Source organism: Streptococcus loxodontisalivarius (assembly GCF_016908645.1).
GTDB classification, from domain to species: Bacteria; Bacillota; Bacilli; order Lactobacillales; family Streptococcaceae; genus Streptococcus; species Streptococcus loxodontisalivarius.
In genome coordinates, this window is record NZ_JAFBEH010000006.1 from 37,019 (window position 1) to 59,456 (window position 22,438).

At 41.1% G+C, this 22,438-nt stretch carries 22 protein-coding genes and 1 CRISPR repeat array; all 22 genes read left to right on the top strand.

Annotated features, from left to right (window positions below; all coding sequences use genetic code 11):
- Positions 1-366: 366 nt before the first annotated feature.
- The 22 genes from hisC (at position 367) to JOC28_RS02460 (ending at position 22,338) form a co-directional block, all read left to right on the top strand.
- Positions 367-1,416, top strand: coding sequence for a histidinol-phosphate transaminase (hisC, locus tag JOC28_RS02355; protein WP_386700938.1), 1,050 nt, complete (start codon positions 367-369; stop codon positions 1,414-1,416).
- Positions 1,413-2,396 carry an ATP phosphoribosyltransferase regulatory subunit gene (locus JOC28_RS02360; protein ID WP_205009041.1) on the top strand — a complete coding sequence of 328 codons (984 nt, stop codon included), beginning with the start codon at positions 1,413-1,415 and terminating at the stop codon, positions 2,394-2,396. The genes hisC and JOC28_RS02360 overlap by 4 nt, the downstream gene beginning before the upstream one ends.
- A complete protein-coding gene (hisG, locus tag JOC28_RS02365) occupies positions 2,386-3,036 on the top strand; it encodes an ATP phosphoribosyltransferase (protein WP_205009042.1) in 651 nt (216 codons plus the stop codon). Before JOC28_RS02360 ends, hisG begins: the two co-directional genes overlap by 11 nt.
- Positions 3,033-4,316 carry a histidinol dehydrogenase gene (gene hisD / locus JOC28_RS02370; RefSeq protein ID WP_205009043.1) on the top strand — a complete coding sequence of 428 codons (1,284 nt, stop codon included), beginning with the start codon at positions 3,033-3,035 and terminating at the stop codon, positions 4,314-4,316. The genes hisG and hisD overlap by 4 nt, the downstream gene beginning before the upstream one ends.
- Complete coding sequence (gene serB, locus JOC28_RS02375; RefSeq protein ID WP_205009044.1) at positions 4,303-4,950, top strand: phosphoserine phosphatase SerB; 648 nt, start codon at positions 4,303-4,305, stop codon at positions 4,948-4,950. Before hisD ends, serB begins: the two co-directional genes overlap by 14 nt.
- Positions 4,947-5,531 carry an imidazoleglycerol-phosphate dehydratase HisB gene (hisB, locus tag JOC28_RS02380; RefSeq protein ID WP_205009045.1) on the top strand — a complete coding sequence of 195 codons (585 nt, stop codon included), beginning with the start codon at positions 4,947-4,949 and terminating at the stop codon, positions 5,529-5,531. Before serB ends, hisB begins: the two co-directional genes overlap by 4 nt.
- A gap of 12 nt (positions 5,532-5,543) precedes the next feature.
- Positions 5,544-6,158 carry an imidazole glycerol phosphate synthase subunit HisH gene (gene hisH / locus JOC28_RS02385; protein ID WP_205009046.1) on the top strand — a complete coding sequence of 205 codons (615 nt, stop codon included), beginning with the start codon at positions 5,544-5,546 and terminating at the stop codon, positions 6,156-6,158.
- The gene (locus JOC28_RS02390) at positions 6,158-6,979 is read left to right on the top strand and encodes an alpha/beta hydrolase (RefSeq protein WP_205009047.1); all 822 of its coding nucleotides are present in this window, start codon (positions 6,158-6,160) and stop codon (positions 6,977-6,979) included. The genes hisH and JOC28_RS02390 overlap by 1 nt, the downstream gene beginning before the upstream one ends.
- Before the next feature lie 92 nt (positions 6,980-7,071).
- Positions 7,072-7,791 carry a 1-(5-phosphoribosyl)-5-[(5-phosphoribosylamino)methylideneamino]imidazole-4-carboxamide isomerase gene (gene hisA / locus JOC28_RS02395; RefSeq protein WP_205009062.1) on the top strand — a complete coding sequence of 240 codons (720 nt, stop codon included), beginning with the start codon at positions 7,072-7,074 and terminating at the stop codon, positions 7,789-7,791.
- Between the two features lie 3 nt (positions 7,792-7,794).
- On the top strand, positions 7,795-8,553 hold the full coding sequence (hisF, locus tag JOC28_RS02400) for an imidazole glycerol phosphate synthase subunit HisF (protein WP_205009048.1): 759 nt from the start codon (positions 7,795-7,797) through the stop codon (positions 8,551-8,553).
- Positions 8,550-8,882, top strand: coding sequence for a phosphoribosyl-AMP cyclohydrolase (gene hisI, locus JOC28_RS02405; protein ID WP_205009049.1), 333 nt, complete (start codon positions 8,550-8,552; stop codon positions 8,880-8,882). The genes hisF and hisI overlap by 4 nt, the downstream gene beginning before the upstream one ends.
- Positions 8,883-8,912: 30 nt before the next feature.
- Positions 8,913-9,227 carry a phosphoribosyl-ATP diphosphatase gene (gene hisE, locus JOC28_RS02410; RefSeq protein WP_205009050.1) on the top strand — a complete coding sequence of 105 codons (315 nt, stop codon included), beginning with the start codon at positions 8,913-8,915 and terminating at the stop codon, positions 9,225-9,227.
- Positions 9,228-9,394: 167 nt separating this feature from the next.
- Positions 9,395-11,788, top strand: a complete 2,394-nt coding sequence (gene cas3 / locus JOC28_RS02415) for a CRISPR-associated helicase Cas3' (RefSeq protein ID WP_205009063.1) — start codon at positions 9,395-9,397, stop codon at positions 11,786-11,788.
- 46 nt (positions 11,789-11,834) lie between these two features.
- Complete coding sequence (cas5c, locus tag JOC28_RS02420) at positions 11,835-12,563, top strand: type I-C CRISPR-associated protein Cas5c (RefSeq protein WP_205009051.1); 729 nt, start codon at positions 11,835-11,837, stop codon at positions 12,561-12,563.
- A complete protein-coding gene (gene cas8c, locus JOC28_RS02425; protein WP_205009052.1) occupies positions 12,563-14,515 on the top strand; it encodes a type I-C CRISPR-associated protein Cas8c/Csd1 in 1,953 nt (650 codons plus the stop codon). The genes cas5c and cas8c overlap by 1 nt, the downstream gene beginning before the upstream one ends.
- Before the next feature lie 3 nt (positions 14,516-14,518).
- Positions 14,519-15,367, top strand: coding sequence for a type I-C CRISPR-associated protein Cas7/Csd2 (gene cas7c / locus JOC28_RS02430; protein ID WP_205009053.1), 849 nt, complete (start codon positions 14,519-14,521; stop codon positions 15,365-15,367).
- A gap of 1 nt (position 15,368) precedes the next feature.
- Positions 15,369-16,040, top strand: coding sequence for a CRISPR-associated protein Cas4 (gene cas4, locus JOC28_RS02435; protein WP_205009054.1), 672 nt, complete (start codon positions 15,369-15,371; stop codon positions 16,038-16,040).
- Positions 16,037-17,062: a type I-C CRISPR-associated endonuclease Cas1c gene (cas1c, locus tag JOC28_RS02440; protein ID WP_205009055.1), complete on the top strand. Its 1,026-nt coding sequence runs from the start codon at positions 16,037-16,039 to the stop codon at positions 17,060-17,062. The genes cas4 and cas1c overlap by 4 nt, the downstream gene beginning before the upstream one ends.
- Before the next feature lie 9 nt (positions 17,063-17,071).
- The gene (gene cas2, locus JOC28_RS02445) at positions 17,072-17,365 is read left to right on the top strand and encodes a CRISPR-associated endonuclease Cas2 (protein ID WP_205009056.1); all 294 of its coding nucleotides are present in this window, start codon (positions 17,072-17,074) and stop codon (positions 17,363-17,365) included.
- 144 nt (positions 17,366-17,509) lie between these two features.
- Positions 17,510-20,107: a CRISPR direct-repeat array (repeat unit 32 nt; unit sequence GTCGCACCCCATACGGGTGCGTGGATTGAAAT).
- Positions 20,108-20,471: 364 nt separating this feature from the next.
- A complete protein-coding gene (locus JOC28_RS02450; protein WP_205009057.1) occupies positions 20,472-20,903 on the top strand; it encodes a VOC family protein in 432 nt (143 codons plus the stop codon).
- A 94-nt stretch (positions 20,904-20,997) separates the two neighbouring features.
- Complete coding sequence (locus JOC28_RS02455; protein ID WP_205009058.1) at positions 20,998-21,186, top strand: hypothetical protein; 189 nt, start codon at positions 20,998-21,000, stop codon at positions 21,184-21,186.
- A 42-nt stretch (positions 21,187-21,228) separates the two neighbouring features.
- Complete coding sequence (locus tag JOC28_RS02460) at positions 21,229-22,338, top strand: glycerate kinase family protein (protein ID WP_205009059.1); 1,110 nt, start codon at positions 21,229-21,231, stop codon at positions 22,336-22,338.
- The last annotated feature ends 100 nt before the right edge of the window (positions 22,339-22,438 follow it).

A 22,438-nucleotide genomic window follows, 5' to 3' on the forward strand; every position in this document is an offset into this window, starting at 1 on the left:
AGAGAGTGCTCATTGGTGAGAAGGCATGCAATCCTCGGACTACACATTCTTGAGTGCACATGCAAAATCGGTTTGAGAGTAGTGTGTGACGGGTGGTTCCGTTAAGAACTATGACTTGTTCAAGTCGCAGAGAGTCTTTTGGGTGACTGAGAGACTGAATGAAGGTGGAACCACGTGAAAACGTCCTGACGAAAAGCACTGCTTTTTGTGAGGGCGTTTTTTCTATCAAACAGAATCATTCCTGTTATTGTTTATCCCAATTCTGACGAGTGGTTTTTGAATAGCAAAATTAAAAAATCACCTCAAAGGAGACTATCAAAAACTCAAACAACAGAGAATGTTTCAAACAAAGAAAGGATGACTGAGATGTTAAAAGGACTTCGTAAAATTGATCCCTATGTTGCTGGTAGTCAGCCAGCAGAGGAAAATATCATTAAACTCAATACAAATGAGAATGCTTATGGACCAAGTCCGGCAGTCCATCAGGCACTCAAGAATTTTGATGCTGATAGTCTCAGGAAGTATTCGACCTTGGATCAGGCAGCTCTGCGTCAGGCACTAGCTGAGAATCTTTCAGTTCCTGCAGATCAAATCATTATCGGAAATGGTTCGGACGACATTCTTTCTATGGCCTTTCTTGCCTTCTTTAATAGTGATGAAGTCGTTCTTTTTCCAGACTTGACCTATGGCTTTTACAAGGTCTGGGCAGATCTTTACCATATCAACTATCATGAAATTCCTCTCAATGACCGTTTTGAAATTGAGACTGAGGACTATTTTGCGGATAATGGAGGGATTGTCATTACCAATCCTAATGCGCCGACTGGTATCTACAAGTCTCTAGAGGAGATTGAGCGTATCATTCAGGCCAATCAAGATGTGGTGGTTATTATCGATGAGGCCTATATTAACTTCGGTGGTCAGACAGCCCTTCCTCTCTTGGAAAAATATGACAATGTCTTCATTACAAGAACTTTCTCAAAAGATGCTGCCCTAGCTGGTCTTCGTGTGGGTTATGGTATCGGCTCTCCTCAGCTGATGGCGGTTATCAATGCTGTTAAAAATTCAGTCAATCCCTATAATGTTGATCTCTTAGCTGAAAAATTAGCTCTGGCTGCTGTTGAATCTTGGGATTACTATGAAGACACTTGTCAGAAAATCAGTCAGACCAGAGATTGGTTTAGTGGTCAATTGCAGGAGCTGGGCTTTGAGGTTCTGCCTTCTAAGACTAATTTTGTCTTGGTAGAGCCAAAAGGAGTGACAGCGCAAGCCATTTTCCAAGGACTACAAGAACGCAAAATCTATGTGCGTTTCTTCCCTAAAGTGGAGCGAATCCAGAATAAACTGCGCATCTCAATCGGCAGACGAGATGAGATGGAAACTGTATTAGATGTGATTAAGGAATTAAGCCTATGAAAAAAACGACTTTACCAGTGGGCATGCACGATAAACTCTTCAAGCGTGCCTATGCCATGTACCAGATTGAGCGTCGTATCAGCGATCTCTTGATTGATGCGGGCTTCAACCGTATCGAGACACCGACTTTGGAGCATTTTCAGGTCTTTGGTGACGAAGTTGACGCTAGTCACTACAATCTTTTTGATAATAGGGGAGAATTGCTGAGCCTTCGACCTGATATTACCAGTCAGATTGGGCGTGTCATTGCATCGACCCGTGTTCAGACTCCTATCAAATTTTCATACTCTGGCAAGGTTTTTAACTACAATGAAGAAAATCGTGGTCTGTCAAATGAGCACACGCAAGCAGGTGTGGAAATTGTCGGCTATCCTGTCCAGTCTGCCATGATTGAGGCCATTCAGTCAGCCAAGTCAGCCTTGGATGCTGCTGGCGTTCAGAATTACCAGTTTGAATTCTCACATGCTATCATTTTGCAGGAAATTTTTGAAACACTTAATTTGGACAAGTCTGAGTCAGATAGATTAGCTGCGCTGATTCGTGATAAGTCAATCACAGGACTCAATGAATTTACCAAGACCTATCCGTCAGAGTTTGATGCCCTGATTCAAAATCTGCCTTTCTTATTTGGTGAGACTAAGGATGTCTTGGAAAAAGCACGTCAATTGATTCGCAATGAACGCATTTTGACAGCGCTAGATAGCTTGGAAGTCTTGACCCTAGCCCTATCAGATAGTCTAGAGACTACGACCTTGGACCTGGCTCAGCTATCAAGCATGCCCTACTATACTGGTATGATGTTCAAGGTCTTCGGAGAAAATGTTCCTGATGCCTTTGTCTCAGGTGGGCGTTATGACAAGCTCTTTGAACGCTTTGGTGCCAAGGAATTGACAGCGGTCGGCTGGGCAATTGACATTGACTCTGTCTATCAGGCTGTTCATGACACAATCGCTTATGGAGGTGCAAGTTATGACAAGTAATCAAATCACCATTGCTCTGACTAAGGGGCGTATTGAAAAAGATGCTGTCGCCTTGTTTGAAAAGGCTGGATTTGACATGTCTTTCATGGCTGACAAGGGGCGCAATCTGATTTTTGAAAGCCCAGACAAGAAATTCCGTTTTCTTTTGGTCAAGGCTCCTGATGTTACCACCTATGTTCGCCACGGTGTTGCTGATATCGGTGTGGTCGGTAAGGATGTTCTGGTTGAGCATCCGACTGGCTATCTGGAAATGTTGGATTTGAACTTTGGGCTCTGCAAATTCTCAGTGGCTTCAACGGATGATTATAATCCTGATGACCACAAGCGTAAGCGTATTGCTACCAAGTATCCAACAATTGCGCGCGAGCATTTTAACAAAAAAGGTGAAGACGTTGAAATCATCTCTATCCAAGGAAGCGTGGAAATCGCCCCTGTTATCGGTCTAGCGGATGCTATTGTCGATATCGTGGAGACTGGAAATACCTTGGTTGCTAACGGGCTCAAGGTCTATGAGGATATCTGTCGTATCTCAGCCCGCATGATTGTCAATAAGGCTGCGCTAAAAAATAATCCCGAGCTTTTGCCTTTTATCCGTAAGATTGAAGACATCGTAGGAAATGAGGAGGTACCTTTCAAATGAAACGATTAAGTGGAAGTAATGAAGAAATTTCAGCTATTCTCTATCAAGAACAACTGGAATTATCAAAGGAAAATCTGGACGTTGAAGAAACAGTCCGTCAAATCATTGAAGATGTGAAAAATCGTGGCGATCAGGCTCTCCGTGACTATTCACGTCAGTTTGATAAAGTTGACTTGGATTCACTTGAAGTCAGTCAGGAATTGATTGACCAGGCTTTTGAAGAGGTTGATGCAGAAGTCTTGTCAGCTCTTGAAAATGCCAAGGCAAACATCGAATCTTACCACCGCCAGCAGCTTGAAAGAGGTTTTGAAGATCAACCATCTGATGGTGTCATTCGTGGACAGCTCATTCGTCCGATCGACCGTGTGGGTGTCTATGTTCCTGGTGGAACGGCAGCCTACCCGTCATCAGTTCTCATGAATGTTATCCCAGCTAAGATTGCTGGTGTTAAGGAAATCATCATGATTACTCCGCCGCAAGAACACTTTGTTCCAGCTATTTTGGTGGCTGCTAAACTTGCTGGGGTCGATAAAATCTACCAAGTCGGTGGTGCTCAAGGTGTGGCAGCTCTGGCTTATGGGACGCAAACTATCCCTCAGGTGGATAAAATCACTGGACCTGGTAATATCTTTGTAGCGACAGCCAAGAAGCAGGTCTTTGGTATTGTCGGTATCGACATGATTGCTGGTCCTTCTGAGATTGGTGTTATCGCGGACGCTTCAGCCAATGCCAAGTACGTGGCAGCTGACCTCCTCTCTCAGGCGGAGCATGATGTGCGTGCGCGAGCTATTTTGGTAACTGATTCGGAAAAATTAGCTGACGCTGTCGAAGTTGAAATCGAAAAACAACTCAAAGAGCTCCCACGAGAAGCAATTGCCAGACCTTCGGTTGAAAATAATGGCCGAATTATCATTGCAGAAAATACTGAAGACATGTTTGACCTCATGAACAAGGTAGCTCCTGAGCATTTAGAAATCGCCATGGACAATGCTTACAACTACTTGGATAAGGTGCAGAATGCAGGGTCTATCTTCCTCGGTCACTACACATCCGAGCCAATCGGAGACTACTACGCAGGTGCTAACCACGTTCTTCCAACAACAGCAACTAGCCGTTTTTCATCTGCTCTAGGCGTACACGACTTTATCAAACGCATCCAGTACACGCAATACGATAAGGCAGCCGTCAATGCTGCTGAAAAAGACATCACAACCCTAGCCTACGCAGAAGGTCTGCAGGCACACGCCAAAGCAATCGAGGTGAGAAATGACAAGAACTAAAGGACTTTTGGTCATGGATGTGGACTCAACCCTCGTCCAAGAAGAGGTGATTGACCTCCTAGGAGAAGAAGCAGGCGTTGGCGAGAAAGTCGCTCAAATCACAGAACGTGCCATGCGTGGTGAATTAGACTTCAAAGAAGCCTTGGATGAGCGTGTCGCAACCCTAGCAGGACTATCAGAAGAAATTTTCGACAAGGTTTACAAACGTATCCATTTTAACAAGGGTGCCAAGGAATTAGTCGCAGAACTCCACAAGCGTGGCTACAAGGTAGGACTAGTGTCAGGAGGATTCCATGAAACCGTTGACCGACTTGCCAAAGAAGCAGGGGTGGACTACGTTAAAGCCAATCATTTAGAAGTCAAAGAGGGCAAGTTGACAGGAAAAGTCTATGGCGACATCGTGACTAAAGATGTCAAAGTCCAAAAATTGAAAGAATGGGCTGCTGACAATGAGCTAGAGCTGACAGATACCATTGCCATGGGAGACGGAGCTAACGACCTACCAATGATTCAAACAGCAGGGATTGGCATCGCCTTTTGTGCCAAACCAATTGTCCGTGAACAAGCCCCCTACCAGATTAATGAAGCTGATTTGTACAAAGTCATTGACATATTAGACGAGGTGAAAAAATGAGACAAGCAAGTATTGAACGTAATACCTTTGAAACTAAAATCAAGTTGACCCTCAACTTGGATGCTCAAGAGCCAGTGGATATTGATACTGGTGTTGGTTTCTTCGACCACATGTTGACCCTTTTTGCCCGCCACAGCCGTATTTCACTTGTGGTTAAGGCAGATGGTGACCTTCATGTTGACAGTCACCACACAGTAGAAGATGTCGGTATCGTTCTCGGTCAAGCCATCAAGGAAGCTCTTGGTGACAAGGCTGGTATCAACCGCTATGGAACAGCCTTTGTTCCAATGGATGAAACGCTAGGTATGTCTAGTCTTGACCTGTCAGGTCGTTCTTATCTTGTTTTCGATTGTGATTTTGACAATCCAAAACTCGGTAATTTTGACACAGAGTTGGTTGAAGAATTCTTCCAAGCCCTTGCCTTCAATGTTCAGATGAACCTGCATTTGAAGATTTTGCACGGTAAAAATAACCACCACAAGTCAGAAAGTCTTTTCAAAGCCACTGGGCGTGCTCTGCGCGAAGCCATTACCATCAACCCAGAAATCCACGGTGTCAACTCAACCAAGGGCATGCTTTAGAAAGAGGAGCCTATGATTATAGTCATTGATTACGATGCAGGAAATACTGCAAATGTCCTGCGTGCTTTGGCGAAACTTGGCGTTGAGGCAGAGCTTTCAGCTGACAGCGACAAGATTTTAGCAGCCTCTGGCTTGATTTTGCCGGGTGTAGGGGCTTATCCGACGGCAATGGCAGAGCTAGAAAAAAGAGGTTTGGTTCCAGTTATCAAAGAGGCGGTAGCCAAAGGAACACCTCTACTTGGAATCTGTCTCGGAATGCAAATCTTGACGGAGACTGGGCTAGAACATCAAGAGACAAAAGGACTGGGCTTCATTCCAGGGACTTGTCGCCCTATTCCAGCCCAGCCTGATAAACCAGTCCCACACATGGGGTGGAACAATCTTGATATTCAGCAGGAGACAGCTCTGACAGGAGGTCTTCAAGACCAGTCGGTCTATTTTGTGCACAGCTATTTTACAGATGTCCCTAAAGATTACATCGATGTGACGGCTGACTACTCTATCCAAGTCCCAGCCATGATCCACAAGGATAATGTCTACGGTGCCCAGTTCCACCCTGAAAAATCAGGCGATACAGGACTCGGTATTTTGGAAAAATTTGTCGGACTCTGTCAGGAGAAAAGCTAATGGTTACAACAATAAGCTATGCCAGTCAATCATCCAGTCAGGTTTTAGACCTCTATCAGCCAGAAAATCCCAAGGACAAAAATCCCTTGTTGATTTTGGTGCACGGTGGTGCCTTTATCTTCGGAGACCAGAAGATGCCAATTTTTCAGCCCGTCATAAGCAAGGCTCTCAGCCTCGGTTATGTCGTGGCATCCTTGGATTATCGCAAGTCCAAAGAGGCGATTTTCCCAGCTGCCCTCGCTGACGTTAAGGCTGCAGTTCGCTTTTTGAAAGCTCAGGCGGACGAATTTGCCATTGATAGCGATAATATCACCATCTGGGGCGAATCGGCTGGCGCTTACTTGTCGGTCATGACTGCTTTGACAGCAGAGGTTAAGGCTTTAGACGGTGATCTATCAGTTGCCTTGGAAGAAAGCTCTGCTGTTCACAAATTAGTCAGCTTCTACGCACCAGTAGACTTCTATCATTTGAAGAGTGACTATCGTGCATTCGGAAATCTTGACAATGGAGATGGACATTTTGAAGCACTCTTTCTAGGTGTAGAGGACATTTACCAATCTGAAGCAGCATGCGCAGCCAGCTACTGGGAGACCTATCGTGACCAACTGCCAGCAGATTTTAGCTTGAAAGCTATTGTTGAGGTTGGAGGAGAAGGTGATGATAAGGTTCCTTACCTCCAATCTCAGCATCTTGCTGAAAAACTGGAAGCTTTGGCTGGTGTGACAGTCTCTTACAAACAAATCAAAGAAGCCAAACACGAAGATCCTCTCTTTTATACAGAGGAGAACCTTTCAGAAATTTTTGAAAAACTAGAAGATTAGAAGTCTGACTTGGCTAAACGACATAGAAAGGAAAAGAGTTGCCTGATTTGGATTTGACGGTTCAAATTCTCGCGACTCTCGGTATCTTAAGAATGCAAATTTTACCTGCTATTGATATTAAAGACGGGCAGGCTGTCCGTTTGTTTAAAGGGGATTTCAACCAGAAGACGGTTGTTAATCCTGATGTTTTAGGTCAAGCTCGCATTTTTGCGGATGCGGGTATTGATTTTATCCATGTGGTAGACTTGGACGGTGCTCTTGATGGCGCTGCGACCAACCGTGATTTGATTGCGGCTCTCAAGGTAGCAACTGGTCTCGGTGTTGAGGTCGGTGGCGGTATCCGTACGCTTGAGCAGATTGAGGACTATCTTGCGGTCGGTATCGACCGTGTCATTATCGGTTCTATGGCGGTTAAGGATCCTGCCTTTGTCAAAGCTGCGCTGGACAAGTTCGGTGCAGAGCACATTGTGGTCGGCATCGATGCCAAGGATGGTTTCGTTGCGACAGAAGGTTGGTTGGAAACTAGCACAGTTGATTACATCAGCCTTGCTAAAGAGATGGAAAAAATGGGTGTTGAACTCTTCGTCTACACAGACGTTGACCGTGACGGCACCTTGACTGGACCAAACTTTGACCACTATGAACGACTTGTTGCAGAATTGACGACTGCCAAGGTCATCGCCTCTGGCGGCATTGCAGAGCTCAGTGATTTAACCAAACTCCAAGAAATCGGCGTCGCAGGAACTATCGTCGGGAAAGCCTACTACAATGGCAACATTTCTCTCGATGAACTCAAGACATTTGGAGGCTAGCCTATGCTAAAAAAACGCATTATTCCCTGCCTTGATGTCAAGGATGGGCGTGTGGTTAAGGGGGTCAATTTTGTCAATCTGACCGACGTTGGTGATCCCGTCGACTCAGCTCGTGCCTACTACGAGGCTGGCTGTGATGAGCTGGTCTTTCTAGACATCACGGCAACCCACGAAGAACGTGATACGACTGTTGATATGGTTAAGCGCGTGGCGGATCAGGTCTTCATTCCCTTCACAGTTGGTGGCGGTATTCGTTCCGTTGAGGACATGAACAAGATGCTCAAGGCTGGCGCTGACAAGGTTGCGGTCAACTCATCAGCCGTTGCCAACCCTAAACTGATTAAAGACTGCTCTGAAAAATTCGGTAATCAGTGTGTGGTTGCTGCTATCGATGCTCGCAAAGAAGAAGACGGCTCATGGCATGTTTACGTGGCAGGCGGTCGCAAGGACACAGGTAAGGACCTGATTGATTGGGCTAAGGAGGTCGTTAGCTTGGGTGCTGGCGAGATTCTGCTGACTTCTATGGACAAGGACGGCACTAAGTCTGGCTTTGACCTAGACATGCTAAACGCCGTAGCCAGTGTCGTTGATGTGCCTATCATCGCTTCGGGCGGAGCTGGCAACATTGACCATATGGTTGAAGTCTTTGAAAAGACCCCAGCAACAGGTGCCTTGGCGGCTTCTATTTTCCATTTTGGAGAAGTTGCTATCGCAGATACCAAAAAAGCCATGGCTGCTGCTGGTCAGGAGGTAAGACTATGACAGACACGACCTTAGATTTTGCTAAGCAAGATGGTCTTGTACCCGTTATCGTGACTGACCATGAAACAGGACAAGTCCTCATGCTTGCCTACATGAATGAAGAATCATACAAGCTAACGCTTGAAACCAAGCAGATGCATTACTGGAGCCGTTCACGAAATGAACCCTGGCACAAAGGAGCAACCTCAGGTCACTATCAGCATGTCAAAAGCATCAAGACCGACTGTGACCGTGACACCCTTCTTATCTCAGTAGAACAAGTGGGCGCAGCCTGCCACACAGGTGCTTATTCATGCTTCTTTGAGGAGATTTATAGCCAAGAAGACTAAAAAGCTCTGCTATTTTCAGGAGGAAAAAACATGTTAGAAACACTTTATAAAGAAGCCTTGGATCGCAAAAACAATCCCAAGGAAGGCTCATACACCAACTACCTTTTTGACAAAGGTTTGGACAAGATTTTGAAGAAGGTCGGTGAAGAAGCGACAGAAGTTGTCATCGGTGCCAAAAATGCCGATAAGGACGAAATTGCTAATGAAACAGCCGATGTCCTCTATCACCTTGCTGTTATGCTAGTTGAGACTGGCGTTAGCATCGAAGATGTCAATGCAGTCCTTCAAGCACGCCAAGGCAAACAATCAAATGTTCATGACAGACCAGAAGTGACAGAATATTAAAAAAGACTATCCTTTCCCAACTTATCAAGCAGTCAAAAAACTTGATAATATCGGAAATTGGATAGTTTTTTAATATTTAAATAATATTATTAAATAACCTGAAAGCGCTTGAAACATCCTGGTTCTGGGAGTAAAATAGAGGTATGAAAAAGTATCGAGGTGATTATATGCTATTGGCGCATTATGAATCGAAATTAGAGTTAAAACAATCTTTAGAGAGCCATTTATTTAATGTTGCAGAGAAATCTCGAGAAAATGCTCTGGATATAGGTCAAGGAGATATTTTATTTCTATTAGGACTGTACCATGATTTAGGAAAAGCAGATCGTAAATTTCAGGATAAGTTACTTAATAATCCGACGATGCGTGTAGATCACTCTTCAGCTGGAGCAAAGTATCTATTTAGAAAAATAAAAACCTATTTATCGACAAAGTCAGTTGATAAGATGATACGTTCACAATTTAGCGAGATCATTGCTTATGTTATATCTGCACATCATGGAATGTACGATATCTTTGATAAAGATTGTGAAATGTTTGCATACAATAAGCTTAGAAATCGTATTTCAAAGGAAATGGTAGATTATCACTTTGAAAGCGATGTTATTTCTTTCGCAGCATTTTTGGAGACGAAATTATCTGATTATGGCTATAAGGGCTTAGAAATGTTGATTGATAGAGCTTTTGAAAATTATCGTGAAGCTGTCATGAGATTAGAGATCACTGATACCAGTGAAGAAAAATACTACCAGTCTTGCTTTGTTCGTTTATATCTATCCTTGCTTAAGAATGCAGACATTCTAGATACGATCAATGCTTATCAGTTACTGATTAGTCCTTTAAAACAAAACGAGCGCGAAATATTAAATAAATCCTATTTAGAAGCGATTGAAAGCAGATATGAACGCTTTTCAAAACCGACTACTCCGTTAAATATACTACGCTCACAAATTGCTGAACGTGTAAAAATACGAGGAGAAAATGATTCGTCAGGAATCTATCGCTTGGACTTACCAACTGGTGCAGGTAAGACAAATCTTAGTATGAGATATGGATTTCATCAATTGGTCAGTCAAAATAAGTCACGATTCTTTTACATTACTCCTTTTCTGTCAGTTCTGGAACAAAATGCTACAGAGATTAGAAACGTTACTGGTGACAAAGGTATTTTAGAACACCATTCCAATGTGGTTGAACAGCAGGCTGATAATGATGAGAAAGACTCACTGATAAGTGATTACTTGACAGATAGCTGGGATAGTCAGATTATTCTTACATCAATGGTACAATTTTTTCAAACATTATTTAAAACAAAATCATCAAATATTAGACGTTTTTCAAGCCTTATTAACAGTATTTTAGTTTTAGATGAAGTTCAATCATTACCCATAGAAGTAACAACCTTATTCAATCTAACCATGAATTTTTTAAATAGAGTGATGAATACGAGTGTTGTATTATGTACTGCTACTCAGCCGGCTTATGATTCGAATACAATTAAACACAGAATTTCTTACGGAGGTAAATCTGGAGAAGCTTCTGATATTGTCGAACTAGATGATGCAGAAAAAGAAATTTTTTCTAGAACAGAGCTACGAAAATTTGATGATAATAATCAAAGTTCAAGCTTGTCAGAACTCGTAGACTTTGTCCTTGAAAACGATGAGTCAATCCTTGCTATTTTTAATACCAAAAAGACTGTTGATCAATTTTACAGCTTACTTGAAGAACTAACTGATAGGCCACTCTACCAATTATCAACGAATATGTGTGCACAGCACAGGTTTGATATTATTTCAGAAATAAAACAGCAATTATCAAATAATATTCCTGTTATTTGTGTTAGTACACAATTGATTGAGGCAGGAGTTGATGTTGATTTTAATCGTGTTATTCGTTCTTACGCAGGAATTGATTCGATTGTGCAAGCTAGTGGTCGCTGTAATCGTGAAGGAAAGCGAGATAAAGGACAGGTTACATTGGTTAATCTTACAAATGATGAGGAGAACATCTCAAGATTAAAAGAAATCAGAGCTAAGAAAAATGCAACAGAATCAATTCTTTATAACATTTCATCTCCTATTAATCCTACTCTATTGAATCGTGATTTTTTTGAAAATTACTATGCTAATAATCAAGGTATGATGGATTATCCTTTAGAGAATGCAGGTGAATCTGTTTACGATTATTTAAGTACTAATGATTACCAAAAAAGACGTAATTTTAAAGGACAGTTAAAGCAAGCCTTTGAGACAGCAGGTTCAAAGATGGATTTAATCAAAAATGATAGTATTGGAGTTTTGGTGCCATATGAAGGAGCTGCTGAACGGTTACAAGTTTTAGAAGAACTGTGTGAAACAGATTATCCGACTCCTAAAGGCTATCAAGAAATTAAATCTATATTGAAAGAACTACAGACCTATACTGTGAATGTTCGAGAACGAGATCCAATACTAGCGGCAACAAAGGAATACCTTAATGGACGTATTCGAATACTGTCAGATGGATACTATAATGAGAAGAAGGGGGTAATATTAGAGGCAGGAACATTTTTACTTTAACTTTTCAAAAAGGGTATATATTATAAATATTGAAGGAGGTTTTAAATTGTACAGATCTAGAAACTTTTACGCGAGAATACACGGCGATCGGGCGCTCTTTACCAATCCGGCTACTAAAGGCGGGAGCGAAAGATCATCGTATTCGGTTCCCACTCGACAGGCTTTGCAGGGGATAATTGATGGCATTTATCATAAGCCGACATTCACAAATGTTGTTACTGAAGTTAAGATTGTCAATCAAATTCAGACAGAGCTGCATGGAGTTCGTGCTTTGTTACATGATTATAGTGCAGATCTGAGCTACGTGTCTTATTTGAGTGATGTTGAATACCTTATAAAATTTCATTTTATTTGGAATGAAAATCGTGAAGACTTAATACGAGATAGGCTACCTAACAAACACGAAGCCATTATGGAGCGCTCCATTCGAAAAGGTGGGCGACGAGACATTTTCCTTGGTACAAGAGAATGTTTCGGATTGGTTGATGAAATCAGTCAGGAAGAGTATGAAACTATCCCTTCTTACTACGATGGCATTACTATTGATTTAGGCATAATGTTTCACTCTTTTGCCTATCCAACAGATAAAACAAGACCATTAAAATCTTATTTTACCAAAACAGTGATGGAAAATGGAGTGATTGTATTTAAACCACAGTCGGAGTGTGAAATTGAAAATACTCTGTCTAGTTATGCATTTAAAGCACCTGCCCAGGTTAAATCAGTAGAGGAAGAGTACAAAGAGTATGAGGCAATGGAGAAAGGAGAGGATTGATGGATTTCTTTACATCTCTTTTAAATGCCTATGAAAAGGCTGAAGAAATAGGATTAGTTGATCAACGAATGGGGGATAATGAACCTGTTTTGTTACCGATTTACCATAATAATAAAATTATAAAGAAAACAGATTTTTTTATAAATATATTTCTAGATAATAATGGTTGTTTTTATAAAGCAGAGCGTATTGAAGAAGGGGCTAATATCATTTTTCCTATAACTTTTGAATCAAGTAATAGGACTAGCACAAAGATAGCACCGCATCCGATTACTGATAGTTGGTACTATGTCATGTATTCTGAATTAAGACAGGATAAACAGCATGTATACCTTGAAAATCTAAATAATTGGATAACTCAGACTAAGAGTTCAAATGTAAAACGCTTTTTAGAATTTATTTATAACTTTGTAAGAGCACCGAAATCTGTTGAATTGGTTTTAAAAAGTGCATTTGGTCAGGATTGTCAGATATTTCAAGAGTTCAATGATGAAGAAAATAAGTTTCATTCAGCAGAGATTGTTTACGGAGAAAATAAAAAGACAATAGTACTTAGTAAAGTAAATTTAACATTTACAATCATGAATTATGATGGTTTTAAAAATATATCTGTTTCAAATTTTAAAGAACTTCATAATGATCATTTGAAAGTAATAAAGCAAATTAATACTGAAAATATAGGTATCTGTAATATTAGTGGCAAAGAAGATAGGATTATATCGTTACATCGAAGTATTGGAGGACCGTTCGGAAAAGCAAAGTTAATTTCTAAGAGTGATGGGAATAAATTTGCATATCAAGGAGATAGATTTTCAACAAATAAAGACGATGTTGATATTATAAAAATAGGCTATGAAACTTCTGAGAAAATACACCTAATGATTAAGTATCTGCTGGAAAATAAGAATAGCAGCACTTGGTTGGGATCATCCCAATACCTCATCAATTGGTTTAGTGATGATTTAGTCAATAACAGTCAACTTGATATTGTAAAGCCAGTCTTTGATGATTTATTTGAAGACGATGAGGACGAAGAAGATACACAAGTCCTTATCAGACCCAGTGAAGAAAATAGAGAAATAGGTTCTTCATTTATTAAAGGGAAAAAGCTATTTGGTAGTGATGCAACATATTACATTGCTGTATTAAATAAAACTAGTAACGGACGCATTGCCTTAAAATATTTTAGGAGTCTACAAGTTTCTCAATTATTAAAAAATCTGGAAGCTTGGCAAGAAAATTACTCTTGGGAGATTTGGACTAAAGCAGGCAATTATAAACTGAAAACTCCAATCATTAATGATATTATTTCAGTTGCTTATGGAGTTGATAGAGAACGCTATTTGGAAGTAGATAATGATCGTTTTAAAAGTGATCAATACCAACAATTAGTTACCGCTCTTATTGACGGAAAGTCAATACCAGGGACAGTTGTAAAAAAATTAGAAGATAATATTCGTCAGAGGCAAAAGTATTCGAAACGTTGGAAACAAGTGCAACAAGTTAGTCTTGGAATTTTACATAAACAAAACGGGGAGGAGTTTTCTTCAATGCTAGATCATACCAATCAAAATCGGTCATATCTATTTGGTCGTCTACTGGCTATCTATGAATTAACTGAGCATCTACGTTACAAGCTAGAGGGGAGCGACAGTGGTCGCATTACCAACGCAGAGCGCTATTGGACAGCTTATACTGGACAGCCAACAAAAATAATGATGTTGTTAGAAAATAAAATTCAACCATATGCAGAAACACTAAAATTAAACCGTCCTGGTAGTTGGAATAAACTTAGTAAGGAAAAAGAAGAGATTATGGAACTCTTGAATCCTTTGTTGGAGACGAAATCAATGGAAGAGTCATTGGATTATCGTTTTTTCTTTGGTTATTATGCTGAGAAAAAATTCTATTACACCAAACAAAACATGGAAGTAGCAGAAAGTGAGGAATAAGATATGTTAGAACATAAGATTGATTTTATGGTTACCGTTGAAGTGAGAGAAGCAAACGCAAACGGAGATCCCTTATCAGGAAATATGCCTAGAACGGATGCAAAAGGTTATGGTTTGATGAGTGATGTTTCGGTTAAACGCAAAATCAGAAATCGTATGCAAGATATGAGGCAGCCTATATTTGTACAGGCAGGAGACCGTATTGAAGATGACTTTAAGTCTTTAGAAAAACGTTTCTCTAATCAATTTACTGCAAAAACTCCTGACAGTGAAATTGAAGAAAAAGCTAATCAATTATGGCTAGATGTCCGTTCTTTTGGTCAAGTCTTTACTTATTTAAAAAAATCAATTGGTGTACGGGGTCCAGTCTCTATTAGTATGGCGAAATCCTTAGAACCAATTGTAATTTCCAGTTTACAAATTACCCGTAGTACCAATGGTATGGAGGCTAAAAATGAAAGCGGTCGTTCCTCAGATACTATGGGAACTAAGCATTTTGTTGACTATGGTGTCTATGTCATCAAAGGTTCGATTAATCCGAATTTTGCTGAAAAAACAGGATTTTCCGATGAAGATGCTGAGGTGATTAAGGAAACACTGATTAGTCTTTTTGAAAATGATGCTTCATCAGCTCGTCCTGAAGGATCAATGCGTGTTCGCGAAGTCTTTTGGTTTACACATAGCAGTAAGCTAGGAAATGTATCTAGCGCGCGTATCTTTGATTTATTAGAATTTGATAAAGAACAACGAGATAAAACAGACTATGAAGACTATGCTCTTCATCTTAATCAAGAGAAATTGGCTGATTATGAGAACAAAGGATTACAAGTTGAAATTCTAGAAGGACTATAAAATGGTTTACTCGGAAAATGATTACCTAATGTTATCGGGGATTCAACATTTTCAATTTTGTAAAAGGCAGTGGGGGTTGATTCATATTGAGCAGCAGTGGGCTGAAAATGAGGCAACGACACATGGTCAGATTTTACATCAAAAGGCGGATAATCCCTATATTAAAGAAAAACGAAAAGATGTTATTGTCTCTCGTGCGATGCATGTTTCATCAAAAAGACTTGGTCTATATGGGATTCTTGATGTTGTAGAATTTTACAATGATAACAATGGAGTTGCTTTGAAAGGCAAAAATGGGAAATGGCGACCTTGTATTGTAGAGTATAAGCGAGGCAAGCCGAAAAATGATACGAGAGATATAGTTCAATTGGTAGCACAAACCATTTGTTTAGAGGAAACCTTCGGATGTCATATTGAAACGGGTTGTCTTTACTATCACAGTGTGAATCAAAAGAAAATTATTGAAATTACGGAAGCATTACGGAAAGAAGTTTTTGAATTAGCAGAGCAAATGCATTCTTATTATGATAATAAAATCATAGGTAAAGCTGAGTATTTTAAGAATTGTCCGCTCTGCTCTTTGGTAGATATTTGTAAACCTCGGTTGAGTAAGAAAACTCGTAATGTAGACAATTATATTCGACAGTCTTTGATGAGTGAGGATAGTATATGAAAAAACTGTTAAATACTCTATATCTTACGCAAGATAATTTTTATCTCACACGTGAGCGAGATAATATTGTTATCAAGCAAGAAGGAAAAGTTGTTCATCGTTTCCCTTATCGTATTATTGATGGTATTGTCTGTTTTTCATATTTAGGTGCCTCACCATCTTTAATTGAACTTTGCGCAGAAAAGCAAATTAATCTCTCTTTTCATACTCCTCAAGGTCGTTTTTGTGGTCGTTTTGTAGGTCCAACGAATGGGAATGTTCTGCTCAGGCGGGAACATTATCGATTGGCAGATCATCCTCGTTCACTGGAATATGCCAAGCGCTTTATATTAGCAAAAGTGTCAAATTCCCGAAAATATTTACTTCGTTTTAAGCGGGATCATCGAGATAGAATCGATAGTCAGCTATTTGAAGAAGTCAATTCAGAATTGACAAAGGCACTAGAAATGATTCAATTTGCACCTGATAAGGAAACGTTACTAGGAATTGAAGGGCAGGCTGCAAATCAATATTTTCGTACTTTTAATGAACTTGTCTTAACAGATAAGGATACGTTTCAGTTTAATGGTCGGACGCGAAGACCACCACAAGACTGTGTGAATGCACTTATGTCATTCGGCTATAGTTTATTGACTTATGAATGTCAGTCTGCTTTAGAAGCTGTTGGATTAGATAGTTATGTTGGATTTTTCCACACAGATAGGCCGGGTAGAGCCAGTCTAGCTTTAGACTTGGTAGAGGAATTTCGTTCTTATGTTGTTGATCGATTTGTGTTTTCTTTGATAAATAAGGGGCAATTAACGAAAAAGCATTTTGATATCAAAGAGAACGGTAGTGTGATTTTGACTGAAAAAGGGCGCTCCATTTTTATTGAAGCTTGGCAAAAGCGAAAGCATATAGAAGTTGAACATCCTTTTACGAAAGAAAAAGTTAAGTTAATGCTCCTACCATATGTGCAAGCGCAACTATTAGCGAAAGCCATTCGTGGGGAATTAGACTCTTATCCGCCGTTTTTGATTTAGGTATATTTTATGATGGTTTTAGTAACGTATGATGTCAATACAGAGACGACAGAAGGTAGAAAGCGCCTGCGCCATGTTGCGAAATTATGTATTGATTATGGGCAGCGTGTACAAAATTCAGTTTTCGAATGTTCTGTTACTCCGGCTGAATTTATAGAAATAAAAAATAAATTAGTCACGATTATTGATAAAGAATCAGATAGTATTCGATTTTATTTGCTTGGAAAAAATTGGCAAAATCGAATTGAGACGATTGGTCGAGATGATAGTTATGATCCTGATCAGGGAGTATTGCTATTATAAGTGGTGTGTGCGAATCTAGGTTACACATAAAATCCTGGGACATTCGCGCACAAAAAGTTAAAAAAGTGGCGAAAATCTAAATTTTATAGATTAAATCCATTCTATAAATGAGAGATTTGGTCACAAACGGTGTAATTACGCGCCGTCGCACCCCATACGGGTGCGTGGATTGAAATCTGATAGGCTTGTTAAAAATCATAGCGATACCTAACGTCGCACCCCATACGGGTGCGTGGATTGAAATTTTTTAACAGAGGTGAATTTCCTCAATATTACGGTCGCACCCCATACGGGTGCGTGGATTGAAATACAAAAGATATTGATAGTATCGTTGAAAAGATTGTCGCACCCCATACGGGTGCGTGGATTGAAATAAAGATTTTTTTGACCGAATTTGCCCTTGGACTGTCGCACCCCATACGGGTGCGTGGATTGAAATTTTTTCCTTGCTTCATTTATTTCGAATTTTTGATGTCGCACCCCATACGGGTGCGTGGATTGAAATTTGAGGTCTTAAAGAAGACTGGTATACCAGAGGGTCGCACCCCATACGGGTGCGTGGATTGAAATAGTTTTTTGTAAAAAACAAGATAAGACACAACAGTCGCACCCCATACGGGTGCGTGGATTGAAATTATATAATAAACAAAGCGTTTGCTCGATGGTTATGTCGCACCCCATACGGGTGCGTGGATTGAAATATAACTCTTGGTGGAATTGTCTTTCATTTAGTTGTGTCGCACCCCATACGGGTGCGTGGATTGAAATATAGGTCTTGGCTTGCTGAAATTTAGATTTAGCAGGTCGCACCCCATACGGGTGCGTGGATTGAAATGATAACAGGAATAAATCCTTTAAACTTCCCATCGTCGCACCCCATACGGGTGCGTGGATTGAAATAATAACTCCTTGCTTAGAATTACTTGTCATCAATGTCGCACCCCATACGGGTGCGTGGATTGAAATACAAGTCATTTCGTTCGATACTCTTGGTGGCACAGTCGCACCCCATACGGGTGCGTGGATTGAAATTTCTTGATGAAATTGAAAAAGCCCACCCAGACGGTCGCACCCCATACGGGTGCGTGGATTGAAATGAAGAAACTGAACTGAAATTAAAATAAGGAGAAACGTCGCACCCCATACGGGTGCGTGGATTGAAATAATTAGTTACTTTAGGTTATCAAAATGTAATTAGTCGCACCCCATACGGGTGCGTGGATTGAAATTGGTAAACATCATTAAAGGTGAGAAAGCAGGAAGTCGCACCCCATACGGGTGCGTGGATTGAAATTACAATGACAAATATTTATCAACAATTGTTAATGTCGCACCCCATACGGGTGCGTGGATTGAAATCCTAAAATTACTGAAACAGTAATTATTAATCAAGCGTCGCACCCCATACGGGTGCGTGGATTGAAATAGAGGAGAACCTGATGATGAAGATTTGCAGGAACGTCGCACCCCATACGGGTGCGTGGATTGAAATTGTGCAGAAGAGGTGACTTACAACGGAGAGGACGGTCGCACCCCATACGGGTGCGTGGATTGAAATATACGTAATCAAAATGCCATACCTACCAAAATAGTCGCACCCCATACGGGTGCGTGGATTGAAATAGAAATTTTGGCTTCACTTGATATTTTCGATATTGTCGCACCCCATACGGGTGCGTGGATTGAAATATTAAGACTCATATCATATAAACCCGCAAATGAGTCGCACCCCATACGGGTGCGTGGATTGAAATCCAATTGAATACTTAATTACTACCGAAAAATATGTCGCACCCCATACGGGTGCGTGGATTGAAATAGCTTTGGTGGAGATAGCGACAGTCAAAATAAGCACGTCGCACCCCATACGGGTGCGTGGATTGAAATCTGCAATACGTTGTTTTGAATAGCAGTAGACGAGTCGCACCCCATACGGGTGCGTGGATTGAAATAATTGACTTGAAATGTTACTTCCCATTCCACTAACGTCGCACCCCATACGGGTGCGTGGATTGAAATTGATAGGGTATACCATGGGGCACGTTGAAATGCCGTCGCACCCCATACGGGTGCGTGGATTGAAATTTTAGTATCATCATGATTAACTGTTAATGTAGCTGTCGCACCCCATACGGGTGCGTGGATTGAAATAAATATTGGAGATATTCTATCAGACGCTAAAGAGTCGCACCCCATACGGGTGCGTGGATTGAAATTCAAACCCACAAGTAACTGCCAAGTGGGAAGTCTCGTCGCACCCCATACGGGTGCGTGGATTGAAATTGGGATAACTGGGTCGAAACAACAAAAATTAGGTCGCACCCCATATGGGTGCGTGGATTGAAATACAAAAAGTTGAAAAACTAAACAAAAAGTTTAAAGTCGCACCCCATACGGGTGCGTGGATTGAAATTGATGCGAACGTTGCTGCATCGATTACCATGCTGTCGCACCCCATACGGGTGCGTGGATTGAAATTCAATCAACAACTGTATAGTAAATATAGCAAGAAACGTCGCACCCCATACGGGTGCGTGGATTGAAATAAGAATTGGAAATAAATGCTACTGGTGTCACAAGTCGCACCCCATACGGGTGCGTGGATTGAAATCCCACTAGATAATGCCAAGGTAGGCATGAAAATGTCGCACCCCATACGGGTGCGTGGATTGAAATTGTTATCTCAGGGGTATCTGATACGGACACTTCTGTCGCACCCCATACGGGTGCGTGGATTAAAATTATCGTGTACGTAGCAGTAATTTTTTGACTAACTAGTCGCACCCCATACGGTGCGTGGATTGAAATAGAATTGCTGAACCTGCACCATTCAAATCGATATTCGTCGCACCGTGTGGATTGAAATATCAGACGCTCCATCTCAGTCTTTGTACCATCATGGAGTCGCCCTTATGCGGGTGCATGGATTGAAATCCTTTGACCGTCAAACTCGAATCACAGTCATCGAAGTCGCGCTCACAAAGGTGTGTGGACGGAAACTTAAATAAGTTCGACTACTAAAAACAATATTGAAATTGATCAGTGATTTGTCCCTCAATCCCCACTTTCTGCTATAATAGGTCAGTAAAAGAAGTGAGGAAATCAGATGAATCGTATCAATTTAATATGTTTAGGTGTTCGTGACATGGCACGCTCCGTGGCTTTTTACCGTGATGGTCTTGGTTTTGAGACTAAAGAGACGGCTGATTGTCCTGAGGTTATCTTTTTCAATAATGCTGGAACTAAGCTTGAGCTTTATCCACTTGAAAATCTGTCTGCTGATTTTGGAGCTGGTCTTCCGACGCTCCCAGCAGGGCATTTTAATGGCATGACCATGGCTTATAATGTCAAGGAAAGGTCTGAGGTTGATAGTGTTTTGGCTTTGGCAAAATCAGCTGGCGCTAGCATTTTGAAGGAACCGCAAGAGGTTTTCTGGGGTGGTTATCACGCTTACTTTGCTGATCCTGACAACTATGTCTGGGAAGTCTGCTGGAATCCAACCATGCCATTTGACGACAATGATATGGCCATTGTTTAAAGCTCTGCTATTTTCCAAAAAGACAGTTTAATCAAGCGTTTTCAATCGATTTTTGCTATACTAGAGTTAGTAATTCGAGAAAAGAGGTAGTCTTATGTCAAAAGAATTTGATGCTTTCAAAAAGACCCTTTCTAAGGAGAGTCTACAGGCTATTTATGATGAAACAAAGCTAGAGGTGTCTCAGTCTGAGCTCGAAGGAACAGACGCTTTCAGTATTGAATTGGCAAGCCAGATGGCAGTCAATCTGCTCGAAACCTACCACAATTGGCTAAACGAGAACTAAAGGTTGGATTTTCCAGCCTTATTTTTCTAAGGAGGTAAAACGATGCACATTCTTATTGCACCCGATTCTTTCAAGGAGAGTCTGTCTGCTCAGAAGGTGGCAGAGGCTCTTCAAGCTGGCTTTGCGGCTAAACTTCCTCAAGCTACATTTGATCTGGCACCCATCGGTGATGGTGGTGAAGGCACATTGTCAGCGCTAGCCCAGAACCTAGACTTGACTTACAGTAGTCTCCAACTTCCTCATGCTTTTTCGGAAAATGGCAGAGCTATTTTTGCAAGTAAGGATAAGCTAGCCGTTTTTGAGATGGCAGAGGTTTGTGGTCTCGAAAAGGTTGCACTGGGCAAACGAGATCCCTTACATCTGTCAACCCAAGGTGTTGGTGAGATGATTCTTGCTCTCTATGAGTTGGGGATGCGTGAGATTATTCTAGGAGTCGGTGGTTCCTCAACCAATGATGGTGGAATTGGTATGGCAAGAGGGCTAGGTTATCGCTTTTTAGATGAGAATGGAAGCGAGCTGGAGGCTATCGGTGCCAATCTTGCCAAAATCAAATCAATTGATAAGAGTCAGGTCAAATCTATGTCAGACCTATCCTTGACCATCGTTACTGATGTTAGCAATAAACTCTGTGGCAAGTATGGTGCTACCTATATTTTTGCAGGTCAAAAGGGTCTTGATGCAAGTCAGTTTGAGCAGGTTGACAAGGATATGGAAACTTTCTATCAAACCTTTAATCCGTCTATTCTGGATTTAGCAGGTGCCGGAGCAGGTGGTGGGATGGCTGCAGGTTTAGTGACTTTTGCCTCAGGACAGATTGTATCAGGGATTGATTTTATTCTTGATCGGATTGATTTTGATAGAAGAGTCGCGCAAGCAGACTTGGTTATTGTTGGAGAAGGGCGAATGGATGCTCAGTCCTTGTCAGGAAAGGCACCAGTTGGTATTGCTAGACGGACTCCAAAAGAAAAGCCAGTCCTTGCAATTTGTGGCAGCCTGTCAGATGATTTGCCCTCATTTCCAGCCGCTGGAATCAGCGCAGCTTTTCCCATCATATCAAAAGTCCAACCCTTGGAAGAGACGCTAGCAGAAGCAGAAGTCAATCTGAGACGGACAGCGGAAAATATAGCCAATCTCCTCCTTTTAAATCCATAAAAAAGAGAGAGTGGGACAAAAATCGGTAATTCCAAAGGAATTCGATTTTGTCAGCAAATCTTTATTTTTGGTTGCTGACCTGAAACAGTCTATCCCCAGA

What these genes read in the sequence shown, in the direction of transcription:
- hisB (WP_205009045.1), top strand. Translation starts at nt 4,947, where the DNA reads ATGAGACAAGCAAGTATTGAACGTAATACCTTTGAAACTAAAATCAAG.
- hisF (WP_205009048.1), top strand. Translation starts at nt 7,795, where the DNA reads ATGCTAAAAAAACGCATTATTCCCTGCCTTGATGTCAAGGATGGGCGT.
- cas3 (WP_205009063.1), top strand. Translation starts at nt 9,395, where the DNA reads ATGCTATTGGCGCATTATGAATCGAAATTAGAGTTAAAACAATCTTTA.
- JOC28_RS02450 (WP_205009057.1), top strand. Translation starts at nt 20,472, where the DNA reads ATGAATCGTATCAATTTAATATGTTTAGGTGTTCGTGACATGGCACGC.
- hisE (WP_205009050.1), top strand. Translation starts at nt 8,913, where the DNA reads ATGTTAGAAACACTTTATAAAGAAGCCTTGGATCGCAAAAACAATCCC.
- hisI (WP_205009049.1), top strand. Translation starts at nt 8,550, where the DNA reads ATGACAGACACGACCTTAGATTTTGCTAAGCAAGATGGTCTTGTACCC.
- cas2 (WP_205009056.1), top strand. Translation starts at nt 17,072, where the DNA reads ATGATGGTTTTAGTAACGTATGATGTCAATACAGAGACGACAGAAGGT.
- serB (WP_205009044.1), top strand. Translation starts at nt 4,303, where the DNA reads ATGACAAGAACTAAAGGACTTTTGGTCATGGATGTGGACTCAACCCTC.
- JOC28_RS02360 (WP_205009041.1), top strand. Translation starts at nt 1,413, where the DNA reads ATGAAAAAAACGACTTTACCAGTGGGCATGCACGATAAACTCTTCAAG.
- JOC28_RS02390 (WP_205009047.1), top strand. Translation starts at nt 6,158, where the DNA reads ATGGTTACAACAATAAGCTATGCCAGTCAATCATCCAGTCAGGTTTTA.
- JOC28_RS02460 (WP_205009059.1), top strand. Translation starts at nt 21,229, where the DNA reads ATGCACATTCTTATTGCACCCGATTCTTTCAAGGAGAGTCTGTCTGCT.
- cas8c (WP_205009052.1), top strand. Translation starts at nt 12,563, where the DNA reads ATGGATTTCTTTACATCTCTTTTAAATGCCTATGAAAAGGCTGAAGAA.
- hisH (WP_205009046.1), top strand. Translation starts at nt 5,544, where the DNA reads ATGATTATAGTCATTGATTACGATGCAGGAAATACTGCAAATGTCCTG.
- cas7c (WP_205009053.1), top strand. Translation starts at nt 14,519, where the DNA reads ATGTTAGAACATAAGATTGATTTTATGGTTACCGTTGAAGTGAGAGAA.
- cas4 (WP_205009054.1), top strand. Translation starts at nt 15,369, where the DNA reads ATGGTTTACTCGGAAAATGATTACCTAATGTTATCGGGGATTCAACAT.
- JOC28_RS02455 (WP_205009058.1), top strand. Translation starts at nt 20,998, where the DNA reads ATGTCAAAAGAATTTGATGCTTTCAAAAAGACCCTTTCTAAGGAGAGT.
- hisG (WP_205009042.1), top strand. Translation starts at nt 2,386, where the DNA reads ATGACAAGTAATCAAATCACCATTGCTCTGACTAAGGGGCGTATTGAA.
- hisA (WP_205009062.1), top strand. Translation starts at nt 7,072, where the DNA reads ATGCAAATTTTACCTGCTATTGATATTAAAGACGGGCAGGCTGTCCGT.
- cas1c (WP_205009055.1), top strand. Translation starts at nt 16,037, where the DNA reads ATGAAAAAACTGTTAAATACTCTATATCTTACGCAAGATAATTTTTAT.
- hisC (WP_386700938.1), top strand. Translation starts at nt 367, where the DNA reads ATGTTAAAAGGACTTCGTAAAATTGATCCCTATGTTGCTGGTAGTCAG.
- hisD (WP_205009043.1), top strand. Translation starts at nt 3,033, where the DNA reads ATGAAACGATTAAGTGGAAGTAATGAAGAAATTTCAGCTATTCTCTAT.